The sequence below is a fragment of the Catenibacterium sp. genome (assembly GCF_052354645.1).
GTDB lineage: Bacteria > Bacillota_I > Bacilli_A > Erysipelotrichales > Coprobacillaceae > Catenibacterium > Catenibacterium mitsuoka_A.
The window spans coordinates 1-18,892 of sequence record NZ_DAWDDM010000008.1; the positions used below are offsets into that span (position 1 = coordinate 1).

17 protein-coding genes are annotated in these 18,892 nt (G+C 34.4%); all 17 read left to right on the forward strand.

The genetic code is table 11. The features are described 5' to 3' along the window. On the forward strand, positions 1-527 hold a 527-nt coding region (locus ACT8VG_RS00870), incomplete at its 5' end, for a ComF family protein (RefSeq protein ID WP_444195021.1). A gap of 66 nt (positions 528-593) precedes the next feature. Beyond that, positions 594-3,236, forward strand: a complete 2,643-nt coding sequence (gene secA, locus ACT8VG_RS00875) for a preprotein translocase subunit SecA (protein ID WP_117459600.1) — start codon at positions 594-596, stop codon at positions 3,234-3,236. Continuing rightward, positions 3,236-4,351 carry a peptide chain release factor 2 gene (gene prfB / locus ACT8VG_RS00880; protein ID WP_444195022.1) on the forward strand — a complete coding sequence of 372 codons (1,116 nt, stop codon included), beginning with the start codon at positions 3,236-3,238 and terminating at the stop codon, positions 4,349-4,351. Before secA ends, prfB begins: the two co-directional genes overlap by 1 nt. After that, positions 4,344-5,240, forward strand: coding sequence for a YitT family protein (locus tag ACT8VG_RS00885; RefSeq protein ID WP_187012924.1), 897 nt, complete (start codon positions 4,344-4,346; stop codon positions 5,238-5,240). Before prfB ends, ACT8VG_RS00885 begins: the two co-directional genes overlap by 8 nt. Positions 5,241-5,308: 68 nt before the next feature. Continuing rightward, positions 5,309-6,001, forward strand: a complete 693-nt coding sequence (ftsE, locus tag ACT8VG_RS00890) for a cell division ATP-binding protein FtsE (protein ID WP_117459606.1) — start codon at positions 5,309-5,311, stop codon at positions 5,999-6,001. After that, entirely contained in the window at positions 5,989-6,897 is a 909-nt protein-coding gene (ftsX, locus tag ACT8VG_RS00895) for a permease-like cell division protein FtsX (protein WP_187012923.1), read from the forward strand. The genes ftsE and ftsX overlap by 13 nt, the downstream gene beginning before the upstream one ends. A gap of 48 nt (positions 6,898-6,945) precedes the next feature. Beyond that, positions 6,946-7,344: a hypothetical protein gene (locus ACT8VG_RS00900; protein WP_444195023.1), complete on the forward strand. Its 399-nt coding sequence runs from the start codon at positions 6,946-6,948 to the stop codon at positions 7,342-7,344. A gap of 74 nt (positions 7,345-7,418) precedes the next feature. After that, positions 7,419-8,945, forward strand: coding sequence for a 2,3-bisphosphoglycerate-independent phosphoglycerate mutase (gene gpmI, locus ACT8VG_RS00905; protein WP_187012387.1), 1,527 nt, complete (start codon positions 7,419-7,421; stop codon positions 8,943-8,945). Positions 8,946-9,022: 77 nt separating this feature from the next. Further along, complete coding sequence (locus tag ACT8VG_RS00910) at positions 9,023-9,526, forward strand: thioredoxin family protein (RefSeq protein WP_217106571.1); 504 nt, start codon at positions 9,023-9,025, stop codon at positions 9,524-9,526. Between the two features lie 5 nt (positions 9,527-9,531). Continuing rightward, entirely contained in the window at positions 9,532-10,335 is an 804-nt protein-coding gene (locus ACT8VG_RS00915; RefSeq protein WP_187012385.1) for a zinc ribbon domain-containing protein, read from the forward strand. Positions 10,336-10,470: 135 nt separating this feature from the next. Beyond that, on the forward strand, positions 10,471-13,584 hold the full coding sequence (locus ACT8VG_RS00920; RefSeq protein ID WP_444195024.1) for a SpaA isopeptide-forming pilin-related protein: 3,114 nt from the start codon (positions 10,471-10,473) through the stop codon (positions 13,582-13,584). A 101-nt stretch (positions 13,585-13,685) separates the two neighbouring features. Beyond that, entirely contained in the window at positions 13,686-14,462 is a 777-nt protein-coding gene (locus ACT8VG_RS00925; protein ID WP_444195025.1) for a Cof-type HAD-IIB family hydrolase, read from the forward strand. After that, a complete protein-coding gene (gene hisC, locus ACT8VG_RS00930) occupies positions 14,462-15,520 on the forward strand; it encodes a histidinol-phosphate transaminase (protein WP_187012382.1) in 1,059 nt (352 codons plus the stop codon). The genes ACT8VG_RS00925 and hisC overlap by 1 nt, the downstream gene beginning before the upstream one ends. Positions 15,521-15,544: 24 nt before the next feature. Next, positions 15,545-16,192: a pyrophosphatase PpaX gene (gene ppaX / locus ACT8VG_RS00935; RefSeq protein WP_117459677.1), complete on the forward strand. Its 648-nt coding sequence runs from the start codon at positions 15,545-15,547 to the stop codon at positions 16,190-16,192. Between the two features lie 3 nt (positions 16,193-16,195). After that, positions 16,196-17,107: a thioredoxin-disulfide reductase gene (trxB, locus tag ACT8VG_RS00940; protein WP_217106567.1), complete on the forward strand. Its 912-nt coding sequence runs from the start codon at positions 16,196-16,198 to the stop codon at positions 17,105-17,107. Positions 17,108-17,185: 78 nt separating this feature from the next. Further along, complete coding sequence (rapZ, locus tag ACT8VG_RS00945; protein ID WP_217748328.1) at positions 17,186-18,034, forward strand: RNase adapter RapZ; 849 nt, start codon at positions 17,186-17,188, stop codon at positions 18,032-18,034. Between the two features lie 15 nt (positions 18,035-18,049). After that, a partial coding sequence (gene whiA / locus ACT8VG_RS00950) for a DNA-binding protein WhiA (protein ID WP_444195026.1) occupies positions 18,050-18,892 on the forward strand: 843 nt, incomplete at its 3' end.

Here is an 18,892-nt window from a genome sequence, read left to right on the forward strand (position 1 = left end):
AAAACTTTCAAGGTTATACGCTAAGCATATTATATGCTTACAATGATTTCTTCCGTACCCTGCTTTTTCGTTATAAGGGACAATATGATTATGCCTTAAAGGATGCTTTCTTAGATATGTACAAAAGAGAACTACAAAGACGCTATAAGGATTATTTGATTGTTGTTGCGCCAAGTGCGTCAAAGGCCAATGTTGTGCGTGGTTTTGCCCCTAACCAAGCCATCGCAATGACAATTCACTCTCATGTTTTCAATGGACTTTATAAGAAAGTAGATTATAAACAAAGTGATCAGTCTTATACACAAAGAGCAGGGATACGTGATGTTATTGGTTTAAGAGGTGGTGCATTCCTTAAAAATAGGAAAATATTACTCTTAGATGATGTGATGACTTCTGGAGAAACAATCAAGACCTGTCTAGAATTAATTAAAAAAGAAAAACCTCAGAAAATCGAAATATTGATCCTCTCTATGAAAGAAAAATACCTTGTAAACTTGGGAATAATTAAACAAGCAAGGAGTATATAAAATCTTTTGTTTTTTGCGGTATGTATGATATAATGTATACGATTTTGTATTGAAAGGAGACACATCATGCCTAGTAAAAAACAAGAAATTAGAAAACAAGTTAAGAAAAAATTAAAAAAGGAAGGAATGGAGCATCAGGAACTCAATCAAGAGGCTGAAATCGTTGATTTAGGTGATCATCGTGGTGATGATATCATTGTAGAATCATTTGACGATATCAAGACAGATGCAAAACCATTACCATTCTCTACAACACCTCAGAAAGAGAAAAAAGGAATTACTGGCCGTATTAAGAGTATTTTCTCACAGGACAGTTCAATTCTACGTAAATTAGAAAAACAGGCAGATGAAATTATTGCGATAGAACCTCAGGCTCAGGCGATGAGTGATGAAGAATTATGTGCTCAGACTCAATTCTTTAAGGATCGTCTAGCAAAGGGTGAGACATTAGATGATATCTTACCAGAAGCATTTGCGGTTGTACGTGAAGCAGCTTATAGAGTACTAGGACTCAAAGCCTTCAAAGTACAGTTAATGGGTGCTATTTCACTTCATAATGGTGATATTGCAGAAATGAAAACAGGTGAAGGTAAAACTCTAACATCTATCTTCCCAGTTTATTTGAATGCCTTAGATGGTAAGGGTGTTCATGTTGTTACAGTTAACGAATATTTAGCACGTCGTGACTGTGAATTAAATGGACAGGTTTATAAGTTCTTAGGTTTAACTGTTGGTTTAAATGAAAGAGAACTAGATGCAGATGATAAGAGAAAACAGCATGCATGTGATATTACATATACTACAAATGCTGAATTAGGATTCGATTACTTACGTGATAACATGGTAACTAACTATGAAGATAAAGTACTTCGTCCATTACATTATGCATTAGTCGATGAAGTAGACTCTATCTTAATCGATGAATCACGTACTCCATTAATTATTAGTGGTGGTAAAAAGAAGACTGCTTCTATGTATATATCTGCTGACCACTTTGCGAAGAGCTTAAAGAATGAAAAAGATTATCAGGTTGATGTTGAAAGTAAGACATGTACATTAACACCTGATGGTATTGCGAAAGCAGAAAAGGCATTTAATGTAGAAAACCTATATGATCCACAAAATACTGCTTTAGTACACTATATCAATCAGGCACTTAAAGCAAACTATACAATGACTAAGGACATTGAATATATGATTGCGACTGAAGATGGCAGCCATGATATTAGAAATGCTTCTATTATGATCATTGACCAGTTTACTGGACGTGTTATGCCAGGTCGTGCTTATTCTGATGGTTTACATCAGGCTATTGAAGCAAAAGAAGGTGTACCAATCAAAGAAGAAACTGTTACACTTGCCACAATTACTTATCAGAACTTCTTCAGATTATTTGATAAGCTAGCTGGTATGACAGGTACTGCAAAGACTGAAGAAGAAGAATTCCGTCAGATCTATAACATGCGTGTTGTAGTTATTCCTACAAACAAGCCTGTTATTCGTGATGATAAACCAGATTTAGTATTCTCAAGCAAGAAAGCTAAATATGCAGCTATTATTAGAGAAGTAGAAATGCGCCATGCTTATGGTCAGCCAATCCTTCTTGGTACAGTGGCTGTAGAAACATCTGAAATCTTATCTAAGATGTTAAGCGCAAAAGGTATTAAGCATAATACATTAAACGCTAAGAACCATGCTAAAGAAGCTGCTATTATCGCTAAGGCTGGTGTGAAGGGTGCCGTTACTATTGCTACTAACATGGCTGGTCGTGGTACTGATATTAAGCTTGGTGAAGGTGTAGCTGAAATTGGTGGTTTAATGGTTATTGGTTCTGAACGTCATGAATCTAGACGTATCGATAACCAGTTAAGAGGACGTTCTGGTCGTCAGGGTGACCCAGGATGTTCACAGTTCTTTGTATCATTTGAAGATGAATTAATGCAGAGATTCGCAAGTGAAAAGATTAAAGCTCTTACTGATTCATTCATGGATGATGAAGCGATTGAATCTAAGATGGTTACTAAATCTATTGAAACTGCTCAGAAACGTGTAGAAGGTCAGAACTTCGATATGCGTAAGCAGTTACTAGAATATGATGATATTATGCGTCAGCAGCGTGAAATCATGTATAAAGAAAGAGATGATATCATGCTTTCTAAAGACTTATCAGAAATCATCAAGGGTGAATTCTTAACAGCTATCGAACTAGATATGCCTAAGTTCACAAATAATGAAGGTAAGAAGCCAGTTGTAGATATTGAAAAATTCTTAAAATACGTTGGTAAGAACTACATGTTATTAAGTGAATTAGTAGCCAAGAATCCAGACAAAGCAGTGAATGATCCTCAGAAGGTTATCGATGCAGTCAGTGAAGTCGTATTCATGAGCTATGAAAACAGATTCAATAAGGATCTAGAAGATTCAGTAAAACTTGATTATGAACGTCGTGTTCTTTTAGGTATCATTGACCATACATGGATCAACCATATTGATGCAATGCAGAAACTTAGAAATGGTATCTACTTAAGAGCTTATGCACAGCGTGATCCTCTTCAGGAATATACAGAAGAAGGTTTCTATATGTTCGAAGAGATGACAAAATCTATTTCTCAGGAAATTGCTCGTAATATTGTCCATATGGGTATCCGTCCTGGTACAGAAGCAGAAATGAACATTCCAGAAATCAAGGTTGAACTTGAATTTAAATAATGGAATTATATGAAATCAAAAACGGGCTGGAAGATGCCCGTTTATTATTAGACCAATTATATGTTTCTGCAAATATTGAAGTACTAAAAAGAGAAATAGAAGGACTAACTGTACAGACAATGGACGAACATTTCTGGGATGATCAGGCACATGCGACTAAAGTATATGCTCATCTGAATGAAATGAAGAAAGTGGCTGATACAGATGATTCTTTAGAAGCAAGCTATAAAGAACTTGTTGAAGTATATGAATATGTCAAGGATACAGAAGATCCTGACTTCATGGCTTCTTTAGAAGAAGATTATATTAAATTCCAAAAGAATCTCGATGAATTTGAAAAGACATTATTATTTGATCAGGAATATGACCATTCTAATGCGATTGTAGAAATTCATCCAGGAGCTGGAGGAACTGAATCTCAGGACTGGGCTGAGATGCTTATGCGTATGTATATACGTTATGGCGAAAAGAAAGGATGGAAGGTTGATGTTGATGATTATCTTGCAGGTGATGAAGCAGGATTAAAATCATGTTCTATCCGTTTTACTGGTTATAATGCGTATGGTCATTTAAGAGCAGAGAAGGGTGTTCATCGACTTGTACGTATTTCACCGTTTGATTCATCAAAAAGAAGACATACATCATTTGCGTCTGTAGAAGTTTCACCTGAATTAGATGATGATATTGAGATTACGATTGATCCTAAAGATTTACGTATTGATACATATCGTGCATCCGGTGCTGGAGGACAGCATATTAATAAAACTGATTCAGCAGTTCGTATTACGCATATTCCTACGAATACAGTTGTTTCTTGTCAGTCACAGCGTTCTCAGTTACAGAACAGAGAACAGGCCATGTTGATGTTAAAGAGTAAATTGTATTTATTGATGCAGGAAGCTCATGCTGAAAAACTATCTGAAATTCAAGGTGAAAAGAAGAATATTGAATGGGGATCTCAAATCCGTTCTTATGTTCTTCATCCTTATTCTATGGTCAAAGATAACCGTTCTGGTTATGAATCAAATGATCCAAAGAAAATATTAGATGGTGATCTTGATGATCTTATTTATGCTTATTTAAGATCTCGAGTTAAGGAGAAAAATAATGAGTAAAATACATTCTGCAAAGAAATTAGTGATTGATTTTATTTTAGTTATGCTAGGTAATGCCATTATGGCTTTAGGTACTGCAGGTTTTGCGGTACCAGCTAAGATTATTCTTGGTGGTGCATCAGGTCTTGCTCTTTCATTCCAGCATTATGTGTTCTATGTTCATTTATCAACACTTGTACTCGTCATTAACATAATCGCATTTGTTGTTGGCTATATTGTATTAGGAAAGAAGTTTGCAGTAGGAACACTCGTTTCTACATTCGCATTCCCATTCTTCCTTGCATTATTTGAAAAGAGTTACTATTTGACACATTTAACTAAGGATACATTACTTGCAGCTGTTTATGCAGGATTTCTTATTGGGGTAGGTCTAGGACTTGTATTAAGACTTGGTTATAGTACAGGTGGTATGGATATTCCACCATTACTTGTGAATAAGTATACAGGTCTTTCTCTAGGATTATTAATTAATATATTTGATATTTTGATTCTACTTATTCAGATCCCATTTTCAAATGTTGAAGAAATTCTCTATGGTATTATTACTGTTGTGATGTCTACATATATTATTGATAAGATGATGTTACTTGGACAAAACAACATCCAGGTTATTGTTGTATCAGAACATTATGAAGAAATTGCTGAACGTTTAATGAAGGATGTAGATCGTGGTTGTACATTCTTAAATATCACAACTGGATTTATGAAGAATGATTCTAAGGCTGTTATGGTAGTCTTAAATAGACGTGAATATGCTGCATTTCATGAGATTGTTCAAAATATTGATCCAGAAGCCTTTGAAATCACAAGTGAAGTTCATAGTGTAAACGGAAGAGGCTTTACATTACCTAACGTTAATCTTGATAAATGGTCTTCAAAAGAAATTTAAAATAAATCATTACTTATTATGAGTATGTGCTATAATGGGGAAACAAGGAGTGTGGTGCTATGCAAGAAATGATTAAACTTGAAAACGTAACAAAAGTTTATAAAACTGGCGTACGTGCTGTAAATGATATGTCACTTACAATCGATGCTGGCGAATTTGTTTATGTCATTGGTCCAACTGGTGCTGGTAAATCTACATTTATCAAGCTTCTCTATCGTGAAGAAAAAGCAACAAGAGGTAAAGTTATTGTTGATGGAACCGATGTATCTCGTATTAAGAACTCTAAAGTCCCATATTTTAGACGCAGGATTGGAGTTGTATTCCAGAACTATCGTCTTCTACCAAAAAAGACAGTCTTTGAAAATGTCGCTTTTGCGCTAGAAGTAACTAATACACCAAAAACTGAAATCAGAAAAAAAGTTCGTAATGTGCTAGAACTTGTAGGTCTAGAAGACAAAGCGAATTCGTTCCCACATGAATTATCAGGTGGGCAGCAGCAGCGTGTAGCGATTGCTCGTGCTATTGTTAATCAGCCTAAAGTATTAATTGCGGATGAACCAACAGGTAACCTAGATCCTGAAACATCTCAGGGAATCATTGAACTTCTAGAAAGAATCAATGATGTCCGTCAGACAACTGTACTTGTTGTCACACATGACCGTGAAATCGTTCAGAGAAATAAGAAGAGAACTATTCTTATTGAAGATGGTTGTGTCACAACAGATACAAGTTTAGGAGGTTATCAGTCATGGAATTCGTAGAAGAATTAAAGGCAATGCCTAAGCATTGCAAAACTGCTTTCCAGAATATCTGGAGAAACGGTGTAATGTCTATTTCATCTATCTTTGCAGTAACTATTACGTTAATATTGATTGGTGTTGTTTCAGTTATCGCAATCAATGTGAACCATATGACTGTGAATATTGAAAACAGCTTAAATATCTATGTTAAGGTTGATAGAGCAGCTACTGATGAACAAAGTAAGGCGGTAGGAGATGAAATCAATAAATTAACTGGTATTAAGAAAGTTAATTATTCAAGTAAGGATAAAGAATTAGATAAATTAATTGCATCTCAGGATAAGAATTCAAAACAGTTATTTGAAAACTATCGTACTGATAATCCGCTTGGTGATGCATATATTGTAGAAGTCAAGAATGCGAAGAATCTTGATAAGATTGCGAAGAAGATTGGTGATATTCCTTGTGTAAAAGAAGTGACTTATGGTGGCTCTTCTACAAATAAATTAGTGGATATCCTTGAATCTGTACGTAATGGTGGTGCCATCTTTGTAGTGGCATTAATTGTAGTCGCATTATTTATGATTGCGAATACTATAAAAATCACTATTACATCTCGATCAACAGAAATCTCAATCATGAGAATGGTCGGTGCTTCTAACTGGTATATCCGTATTCCATTTATGTTAGAAGGTATCTTTATTGGACTTATTGGTTCTATTGTGCCATTGTTGATATTAGTATATGGTTATAAATTTGCTTATGTGACAATGACATCAATGATGTCATCTAACTTGATTACATTTATGTCACCATATCCATTAGTATGGCAATTAGGTGCTCTGCTTGCACTACTTGGTGCTGCAGTTGGTCTATTAGGTTCATTCTTCTCAGTACGTAAATTCTTGAAATTATAACTGCACATATGTGCAGTTTTTTTGTAGAATAATAATGAGGTGATAATCATGAAGGAAAGAGAACTCAAAGAGAAATGTTATATGGAAGCGTTAGATGGTTCTATATCTAATGTTAAGGTCGTACTTAATCATATGAAAAAGATTGATTTACAGGAAGGAATACTTGAAGAAGCAGTACTTAATAAAGATCGTATGCGTACAATTCTTCATCTAGAACTTGCATTAGCAGATTATTGTATTCTTTTAAGAAAGATGAAAGAAAATCAGTTTATTAACTATTTACCTCAGATGAGTAAAGATATTAATGCGCTTATTCATTGTAATCGCTTTGAGTATCATGAACAGATGATTATCGTTTATTCACAAAGAGGAGAAGAGGATATCGATGTTGAACGTTTGATTTCCTTTGGTGAAGAAATCTTAGATAGTTATGGTTTAAATGTTTAAATTTTAAATCATGCTTATTGAATTTCAAAGTGGATAATGCTATTATCTTTGAAGTATACGGAGGATGAAAAGTTATGAAAAAAAGACCTATTGTTTTATGTATTATGGATGGTTATGGATTAACTGATAGAGTTGATGGTAACGCAGTAAAACTTGCTAATACACCTAATCTTGATGATTTAATGGCAATGTATCCAACTACAACTATTAAAGCTTGTGGTAACGCTGTTGGTTTACCTGAAGGACAGATGGGTAACTCAGAAGTTGGTCATATGAATATTGGTGCAGGACGTACTGTTTATCAGTCACTTACTTTAATCAATAAAGCAATTACTGAAGGTACTTTCTTCACAAATGAAAAATTTGTAGAAGCAGTAGAAAACGCTAAGAAGAATGATTCTAAGTTACATATCTGGGGATTATTATCTAGCGGAGGAGTTCACTCTTCAAATGAACATATCTTTGCTTTATTAAAGCTTGCTAAAGATGCTGGTTTAACTAAGGTTTATGTACATGCATTCTTAGATGGACGTGACGTAGCACCTGATTCAGCAGTAGACTTCATTGGTGAACTTGCTGAAGAAATGAAGAAAATCGGTGTTGGTGAAATCGCATCTATTTCTGGACGTTATTATGCAATGGACCGTGATAAGAGATTTGACCGTGTTAACTTAGCTTATGAAGCAATTGTTGATCATAAAGGAAACAGCTTTACTGATCCAGTGCAGTACGTAAAAGATTCTTATGCTGAAGAAGTATTTGATGAATTCGTAGTACCTGGTTATAACTCAGCAGTAGACGGTGCTGTAGAAGATAATGATTCAGTTATCTTTGCTAACTTCCGTCCAGACAGAGCAATCCAGCTTGCCACTGTTATGACAAATCCTGATTTCTATGCAGATAAGGGATATACACCAGCAACTAAGAGAAATGGTATCTATTTCGTATGTATGATGAAATATGCTGATTCAGTAAATGGTCATGTAGCATTCGCATTACCAGAATTAATTAACACATTTGGTGATTATGTATCAGCTCAGGGATTAAAGCAGTTAAGAATTGCTGAAACTGAAAAGTATGCCCATGTAACATTCTTCTTTGATGGTGGAGAAGATAAGGAAATCGAAGGTGCTAAGCGTGACTTAATCAACTCACCTAAGGTTGCTACTTATGACTTACAGCCAGAAATGAGTGCTTACCTTGTAAAAGATAAGTTAATTGAAGAATTAGATTCTGGAGAATTCGATGTAGTCATCGTTAACTTCGCTAACTGCGACATGGTTGGTCATACAGGTGTTATTCCTGCAGCTATCAAAGCAGTTGAAGTAGTTGATGATTGTGTTGGTGAAGTATATGAAAAGGTTGCTGAACTTGGTGGTACTATGTTAATCACTGCTGACCATGGTAATGCTGAAAAACTTCTTGATGAAGAAGGTAACCCATTCACAGCACATACTACAAACGATGTACCTTTAATCGTAACAAACTCTCACCTTGAATTAAAAGAAGGCGGAAAACTTGGAGACTTAGCTCCAACTATGTTACAGCTTCTAGGACTTGCTATCCCAGAAGAAATGGATGGTACAAGCCTTATTAAATAATTGAACTATTAAAGCGAGACGTCTTAGTTTCGCTTTTTTTGTATTTATGGTAATATAGTCGAAAAGGAGAAATGAAAATGAAGAAATTACTCATTTTATGCCTTACTTTAATACTTTTAGGATGTAGTACATCTTCAGTTAAAAAAAAGAGTGTAAAAGGTATTAAAGAGATACAATATACAGAATTAAAGAAACTCATGAAAGAAGATGTTTCTTTCATGCTTTATCTAGGTCGTCCTGATTGTGGAGACTGTCAGGCCTTTAAACCTATCCTTGAAGACTATCTTAATAAGCATCCTGATGAAGGTGTTTATTACCTCAATATCAAAGCATATCGTGATGCATCACTCAAAGAAGATGCCACAAAAGAAGAAAAAGAGTTCTATAAGAATCTCTATAAAACATTTGATTTTAATTGGACACCCACATTAGAAGTCATCTCAAAGGGTTCTGTACAAAGTAAATATCAGTATCTTGATGAAGACTATTATGCGATTAAGGATCGTAGTCAACAAATCAAAAAGAAAAAAGAATTCATTAAAGAATTCAAAGTATTTATGAATCATTATTTTAAGGAGTAATAACTATGAAATGTCCACATTGTCATAAAGATATCAGACCCACAGATCACTTCTGTCCACATTGCGGTTATGATTTAAGAAGAAATCCACCTAGAAGTACGACTATTCTAGGTCGCATGATGAAAGGTTATTTAGTCATCATGTTACTTACTATTGCGCTTCCTATGGCTATTGTATTCTATAGTCAGTTCTTTACAGGAAAGTCAATTACATCTAATTTCCAGCAGTCAAAACTTTATGAGTTAGGTGAATTAAAGAAATCAGAAGGAGAAGAAGTCTATCACTTTGATTCTTCTAGCGCATTTAAGAAGAAATTTTCTAATGCTGAAACATTCATCAAACCTGCTCAGTCTTATAAGAAATCATTAGAAAAACAGTATGGTAAGACATTTACTGCTACTTATGATTATTCTGTTTATTCCAATAATGATCTCTATACAACTATTACATGTAAGACATCTTTGAATGATGATACAACTCTTGTGATTAAACGTACTTATAATCGTTCAAAGACTGATTTTATTAAAACAATAATCACAAAAGATAATTGTAAAACATTCAAAGATCTTCTTCAGGAAGACAACAAAGAATTAATCACATCAGTGATTGATCAGCCTACATACAATAAGCTGATGAAAGCTTTCCACAATAAACAAGAAGAATTTGAGACAAATAAAAAATCCTTAGGCCATTATGGCTTAGGTGCTTATATCAATGATAGTAAAGTATCTCTTGTAGTTTACCCGGGAAATAAGTACCAATCACAATTTAAAGCACAAACAGAAGGAAACCATTCTCTTGCTCGTTAACGAGTATTCCTCAGGGAAGTATGCATAATGCATGCTTCCCTTTTTTTGACTCCAATTACAGTCATTGTACTGTTTTATATAGATTCTCTCATGACATATATATGTCTTTTTTTATTTAGTGGAAAGGGAAACAAGATGAATATTGTAAGAAGAATAGGTGCTGTTCTATTATCATTACTTATGATATTAGGAATTACTACACAAAGTGTCAGTGCAGCATCCTATAAAATGGAATGGCATGGTAAATCTACTGCATATGGCAGTACTGTAGGTAATTTCACAATCGATGGAAGAAGAGCGTGGTGTATAGAACATAAGAAGACAACTCCATCGAATCAAACAATGTCAGGTGATTTTTATACAAGTACAGAACCTAAATATGCGAATATACGTAAGATTATGTATTATGGATGGTTTGGTTATCAAACATGGGATGGTATGAATGGATTAAATGATGATGAAAAGAATGTCATTATGTCCATGGCACTCTCTCATGCTTATTCTAATACAACACTTAAAAAAGGTAAGATTGCTGATTTCTATAATTATGCAACTTCTAAACCTGATCCTTTGAATCAGAATAATCTTTTATTTAGTAAGAATGATTTAAGTACTTACTATGATCAAAATGCGAGAGTACAGAAATCAGAATCAGTCAGACTCAATGGTCCTAATGGATATCATATTACTATTAGTACTGGTACAAATAAAGCAAAGGTCGTCAATGAAACAAGAAACCAGTCAGGTGAAACAGTAGATATCTATGGTGGAGATACAATGCATTATGAAGCAGATGCGTCTTATACAGGTCCAGTCTATTCTGGTTATAAGTCAGGTGGTTTCACTTTTGCGCCATTAATTATTCATAATGGCAATAATAAATACCAGCATATTAGTACTTGGTATACACTTCCTCCAGAAGTCACTACATTTGCGAATGCACAGTTCCAGGCAGTGATTGGAAGATTAAAGCTTAGAAAGACAGATGTAGGTGGAAAACTATTAGATGGTGCCATTTTTCATGTCACTGGTAATAACTTTGATCAGGATGTAACAGTCACAAATGGTGAAATAGTACTTGATAACTTATTAGTAGGTGAATATACCATTACTGAAAAGAATGCCCCTCATGGATATTTAGTGAATACAGCGACATTTAGTACAACTGTTAATCCAGGAGAAACATCAGAAGTCACTATTACTGATGAAGCCCCTACAGGACAAATTCTTATTAAGAAATCTGATGCAGATGGACTTGTACAAGGTGAAGCGTCATTAGAAGGTGCTGAGTATACAGTATATAACTCAGAAAATAAAGAAGTAGGTAAGATCATGACTGATAAGACAGGTCGTGGTCAATTAAATAATCTTGTATTAGGTATTTATACAGTAAAAGAAACAAAAGCTCCTGTAGGTTATAACTTAGATCCTCAAACTTATACAGTAGAACTTACTTATAAGGATCAGACAACTTCTATTGTATGGAATCATGTCGAATCTCAAGATAAAGTAAAAGTAGGACAAATTGAAATACTAAAGACTGATACAAATAATCAATCATTAAAGGGTGGAGAATTTGGTATTTATGCGAATAATGATATGTATATCGGTCATACCCTTTATAAGAAAGGTCAGCTTGTGATGTCTATTAAGACAAATGACAAAGGTATCGCAAAATCTGGTGATTTACCATATGGTTCATATTATGTAAAAGAATTATCTGCACCAGATCAAGGAGATGGTAATAAAGAAAACTTTGTCTTATCTGATGAAACACAATATGTTAAGATCACTGGCGATAAGCTGTTCTCTGTGACTTTTGTAGATACGACTGTTACTGCATCTAAGAAAGATATTGCAGGCACAGATGAAATCAAAGGTGCAAAGATGCAGGTCACAGATATGAACGGAAAGATTATTGATACATGGACTTCTACCAATAAGCCTCATTCAATCAAAGGATTAACTGAAGGACATGACTATATCTTAACTGAAATCACAGCACCTGATAGTTTTGTGAAAGCTGAATCTATCAAGTTTACTGTATCTAAAGAAAAGAAGAATCAGGCAGTTGTAATGAAAGATAAACAAGTTAAGATTTCTAAGACAGATTTAACTGGTAAGAAGGAAGTAGTAGGTGCTCATCTAGAAGTAAGAGATGAATTTAATAAAGTTGTAGATTCATGGACTTCTAGTGGAGAAGCACATTATGTAAGTGGACTTGAAGAAGGAAAGAAATATACACTTATTGAAACAACAGCCCCAGATGGTTATATTAAGGCTGAATCTATCACATTCACTGTATCTCATGAGAAGAAGAATGAAGCATATGTAATGAAGGATGGACAGATTACAGTTTCAAAGAAAACAATCACTGGTGAAGAATTAGAAGGCGCACAACTAGAAGTAAGAGATGAATCAAATAATGTAGTAGATTCATGGACTTCTACTCATGTTCCTCATTATGTCAGTGGACTAGAAGAAGGTCAAACTTATACACTTATTGAAACAACAGCGCCAGATGGTTATGTGAAAGCAGAATCTATCACATTTACAGTTTCTAACGAAAATCAGGAGGTTGTGATGAAAGATGCTGAAATTACTATCCATAAGGTAGATGAAGAAACAGAAGAACCTGTATTAGATGCCCAGTTCTCTGTATTTGATATGGAAGGAAATCTCATTGATCAATGGATCACTGATGGTAAAGCCCATGCAGTGAGTCATCTAGAAGCAGGTAAGGAATATATTCTTAAGGAAACAAAGACACCTAGAGGATATCAAACAGTAACAGATACTACATTCACTGTTTCTGGGGAAGAAGATCTATCTTTAGAAATCAAAGAAAAGCCAATATTAGTGAATATCCAGGTGAATAAGGTGGATGCAAAGACAAAACAATTAATCAAGGATAAAGACTTTGAATTCACACTTTACAAAGATCCTGATTGTATTTATAGTATAGTTGCTGCCTCATCAAAAGATGGTAGCGCAACATTTAAAGATTTACGATATGGTACATACTATATCAAAGAAACAAAAGCACCATTTGGCTACCATTTATCTACAGAAGTTAAGAAGGTCGTCATTGATGAAAATGTGAAGGGTGATACATATACATTTGATTATGAGAATACACCAATAGAAATCATTCAAACAGGTGATCCAACAAATCTATTAATGATAATTGGTTTAGGTTTAGTCTCAATGATTTCTATTATTTTCATTCTTATTAAGAAAGAAAACTAATATTTAGGACTGGAGAAATTTCTCTCCAGTCTTTTTCTATTAATATGACTTTTTTTTATCGACACCTTCCTATATAATGGGAAATTAAGGAGGGTAGGACTATGAAAATGGTATTTTGTGATATAGATGGAACTCTTTATCGTGGCAATGAACAGATCTCACCTTTAAACAAAGAAGCCTTAACACGTTTTCGTGATGCAGGCGGTCAAGTTGTTTATTGTACAGGACGTCATATATTAGAAATGAATAAAATCCTTGAGCAGGATGGTTATCCTTTTGATTATCTTGTCTTAAACAATGGTGGGGCAATTCTTGATTCCAATAAAGAAACTCTCTATGAGAAACATATAGAACAATCAATTGGACTTGATATTCTACAATGGGGAGTAGATGCCAATATGTTTGTGCATATGTGTGATGGAAAGAATAGTTATGGTTGTTTTAATCATCAATCTTTTGCACATAGTGATATGGGAAATATACCTATTCCTGACGACTACATGACATTAATGAAGGAAAGTCCTTCATTTCAGATCATTAGCTTAAATCAGGAAGATAATCAGATTGATAGAATTAATATCATTAAGAAAAGAATTGAAGACAAATATGGTGATGATGTTGAATGTCATCCTAATCTTCATTTCCTAGATATTGTTCCTAACAACTGTTCTAAAGGGAGTGGTGTCACTTATCTCAAGGACAAAACAAATGCGATAACCTATACAATAGGTGATTCATGGAATGACCTTTCAATGATTGAAGCAGGGGATCATGGTTGTACATTTAATTATGCACATGATGATATTCAAGAAAAAGCAAATCATATTTATAGTTATGTCTATGAAATGATCGATGATATACTAGGGGGTAAAATATAATGAGCTGGAGAAATAACTTAAGAGATGTAGAACCTTATGTGGCTGGTGAACAGCCTAAGATGTCTAATCTTATCAAACTAAACACAAATGAAAATCCATATGAACCAGGAGAAAAAGTCAAAGAAGCAATTCAATCCTTTGATCCATTTAAACTAAGACTCTATCCTGATGCAGATGCATCAAAGCTTAAACATTTAATTGCAGAGTATCATGGATTAGAAGATGATCAGGTCTTTTTAGGTAACGGAAGTGATGAAGTTCTCGCCTTAACATTCTTAACATGCTTTAATGGACAGAATCCTATTCTTTTCCCAGATATTACTTATTCTTTCTATCCTGTTTATTGTGAATTGTTTAATATTGATTATAAGACAGTGGCACTTGATGATGCATTTAAGATTAAGAAAGAAGATTATTTTAATAAGAATGGTGGAATTATCTTTCCTAATCCAAATGCGCCAACAGGTGAACTTATGTCTGTAGATGATATCGAAGATATTATCAAACATAATTCTGAGAGTGTTGTTGTGATTGATGAAGCCTATATTGATTTTGGTGGAGAAACAGTCATACCACTCTTAAAGAAATATGATAACTTACTTGTGATTCATACATTCTCTAAATTCCGTTCACTTGCAGGTAGTAGACTTGGTGTAGCTTTAGGTAATAAAGAACTTGTATCACATTTATATGATGTCAAGAATTCATTCAACTCATATCCAATTGATGCACTTGCTCAGGTGATTGGTGAAGCTTCTATTAAAGACAGTGAAGTGATTAAAGAACATGCGAAAAAGATTATCGCAACACGTGAACGTACTAAAAAAGCCCTTAAAGAAATGGGCTTTACTATGACTGACAGTTATTCTAATTTCATCTTTATTCATCATGATGATTATGATGCAGAACATATCTTTAAAGAGTTAAGAAAGAAACATATTATTGTAAGATATTTCAATGCGCCACGTATTAATCAATACTTACGTGTCACTATTGGAAATGATGAAGAAATGGATGCATTCTTAGATGCTGTCAAAGAAATTATTCAAGCATCTTAAACACATAAGGAAACAATTAATGATATGATATATACAGATAACGTACTTCTATTTGATCTAGATGGAACAGTACTTAATACCGATGAATTGATCTTCCAATCATTCAGATATACTTTTAAAAAGCTTCTTCCTGATTACACATTATCAGAAGAAGAGCTTCTCTCATTCTTAGGGCCACCTCTAAGAGATTCATTTGCTCGATATCTTTCAGGTGATCAGGTGGATGAAGCAGTACAAATCTATCGCGCTTATAATCATGAGAAGCATAATGATTATGTTACTCTATACCCTCATGAAACAGAAGTATTAAAAAAACTTCATGAGAAAGGAATAAGAATGGCTATTGTGACTACAAAATTCAAGGATGCAGCTGTATATGGATTAAAGTGTGCACACTTAGATCAGTATTTTGAAGTAGTCATTGGAAGTGATGAAGTCACACATGGGAAACCTCATCCAGAAGCAGTATTGACTGCAATGAAGAAGATGAATGCGACAAAAGGTTATATGATTGGTGATAATGTGACTGATATTCAAGCCGGTAAGAATGCTGGTATTAAAACTATTGGAGTCACTTGGTCTTTAAAAGGGACTAAGGCACTTCTTGGTGAACATCCAGATTATATGATGGAGTCTTATGATGATTTATATGATTATCTAGAAAGGATGTAGATTATGAAAGATATTATAATTATTGGTGGTGGACCAGCAGGACTCACTGCCGCACTTTATGCAAGTCGTGCAGGCGCTGATGTGACTATTATTGAATCAGGTGCACCAGGTGGCAAACTAAACCTAACAGCTCACATCGAAAACTATCCAGGAATAAAAGAGATGATGGGTCCTCAGCTTGCATATGATATGTATGAACAGGCACTTAACTTCGGTGCCCAGTTAAAGATGACAGAAGTGAAGGCAATCAGAGATGAAGGTGACCATAAGGTTGTTGTTACATCTAAGGAAGAACTAGAAGCAAGAACTATCATTATTGCGACAGGAACTAAAGAAAGAAAAATGGGACTACACTTAGAAGATGAAATGACAGGTAAAGGTATTTCTTATTGTGCTGTTTGTGATGGACCATTCTTTAGAGGAAAAGAAGTCGCTGTCATTGGTGGAGGCAACAGTGCGATTGAAGAATCAATCTATCTTGCTGGTATTACAGAAAAGGTTCATATTATTATGAGACGTGATGTCTTCCGTGCAGATGATTATCTAGTGAAGAAAGCACTTAATAATGAAAAGATTGAATTCCACTTCAAAAAGAAGCCACATGCTTTAATTGTAGAAGATGATACATTAAAAGGCTTAGAACTAGAAGATAGTGATACAAAAGAACTAGAAAACCTTTATGTACAGGGTATTTTCCCATTTATTGGTTTAGATCCAGTCACTGATTTTGTGAAGGATTTAGGCATCACAAATGAACAGGGTTATATTGATGTTGATGAACTTATGGAAACAAAAATCCCTGGAATATTTGCGATTGGTGATGTCAGAACAAAGACATTAAGACAGGTTGTCACAGCTGCCAACGATGGTGCAATTGCTGGACAATATGCTGCTAAGCTTGTTGAAGAGAACTAGTGATAGTTCTCTTTTTGAATGCTTTATACACTTATCATTGTATGTTATAATGAGTAAGGTTGAGGAGGATATAAGTCTATGAAGAATGTAGAAGTTGTATTAGTTACAGGTATGTCAGGTGCAGGTAAATCTACTGCCATGGCTATATTTGAAAATATGGGATATTATTGTATTGATAACTATCCAGTTGCACTACTTGAACAGTTTGGAGATTATTTATTAGATGAAACTTTAGGTGGTAAGATTGCGATGGGAATCTATCTAGGAGATGCACTTCAGGCAATTCGTGAATTAACTAATATGGATTGGATCAATTTGACTGTTGTATTCTTAGATTGTGAAAATATGGAAATCTTAAAACGTTATAAGCAGACAAGACGTTCACATCCAATGATGATCATGAATAAAGCCAATACACTTTATGACTCTATTGAATTAGAACGCCAGGAATATGAACAGATTAAGACACAGGCTGATTTAATCATTGATACAACTCTATTAAAGCGTACAGCTTTACAAGATAGACTAGAAGCATCTTTCTATCATGAAACAGGAGAAGTATTCCGTGTTTCTTTTGTATCATTTGGATATAAGTTTGGTATTCCTAAGGATGCTGATTTACTTCTTGATGTAAGATTCCTACCAAATCCATTCTATATTCCTGAACTTAGAAATAAGACAGGAAATGATAAGGAAGTCTATGACTATGTCATGGAAAAACCTGAAACACAGGAATTTATTAAAAAGACTTTGTCTTATTATGATTATTTATTGAAAGAATATGAAAAAGAAGGAAAGATGCAATTGATTGTTGGTATTGGCTGTACAGGTGGCCAGCACCGTTCTGTCACATTAACTAATTTCCTTGCAGACCATTATAAGAAATATTATAAAGTATATAAGTGGCATCGTGATGCTGACCACTAGAGGATGTGAAAAGAAATGTTGTCGTTTTCAAGAAAAGTAAAGGAAGAGATCGTATTTAATGAGTTTGATCATGACTGTTCAAAAGCGATTCTTTGTGCGTTATTAAAAACCAATGGAACACTGATGTTAGGACAGGGACTCTCTCTCCTAATCCGTACAGAAAACGCAAAAATAGCGTCAAAGATGCATAAACTTCTTAAAGAACTTTATGCACCTTCAATTGAATTTAAAGTAAAAAAGATGATGAAGCTTAAGAAGAACAATGTTTATCTTCTTAAGGTTTCAAAGGCAAGAGAAATACTAGAAGATCTTCATTTATTAGAAGGTCTAGGATTTACGATGTTACCTTCTGATGAGATTTTATATGATGATCGCACAAGAAGAGCTTATCTTGCAGGTATATTTCTTGCAAGTGGATCAGTCAATAACCCCGATACATCTAATTATCATTTAGAGATGAGTGTACAGGATGAACCTCTTGCACAATATATTGAAGCTATGTTGAATAGCTATGGCTTAAATGCGCATGTGATCAAGAGACGTAATCGTTATGTTATCTATATGAAATCTGCAGAAAGAATAGGAGACTTCTTACGTGCCATAGGTGCTTCTACTTCTGTTATGGAATTTGAAACAACACGTATTGACCGTTCTATGGCTAATACCGTCAATAGATGGAATAATTGCGATATTGCGAATGAAATGAAAGCTATGACAGCGAGTGCAAAACAGATTGAAGATATTGCCTATGTAATTGATAAAGCAGGCATAGAGATTCTAGCTTCTAAGACTACGGATGTGGCAGAGATTCGCTTAGAAAACCCAGAACTTACACTTAATGAACTAGCAGATGTGTAT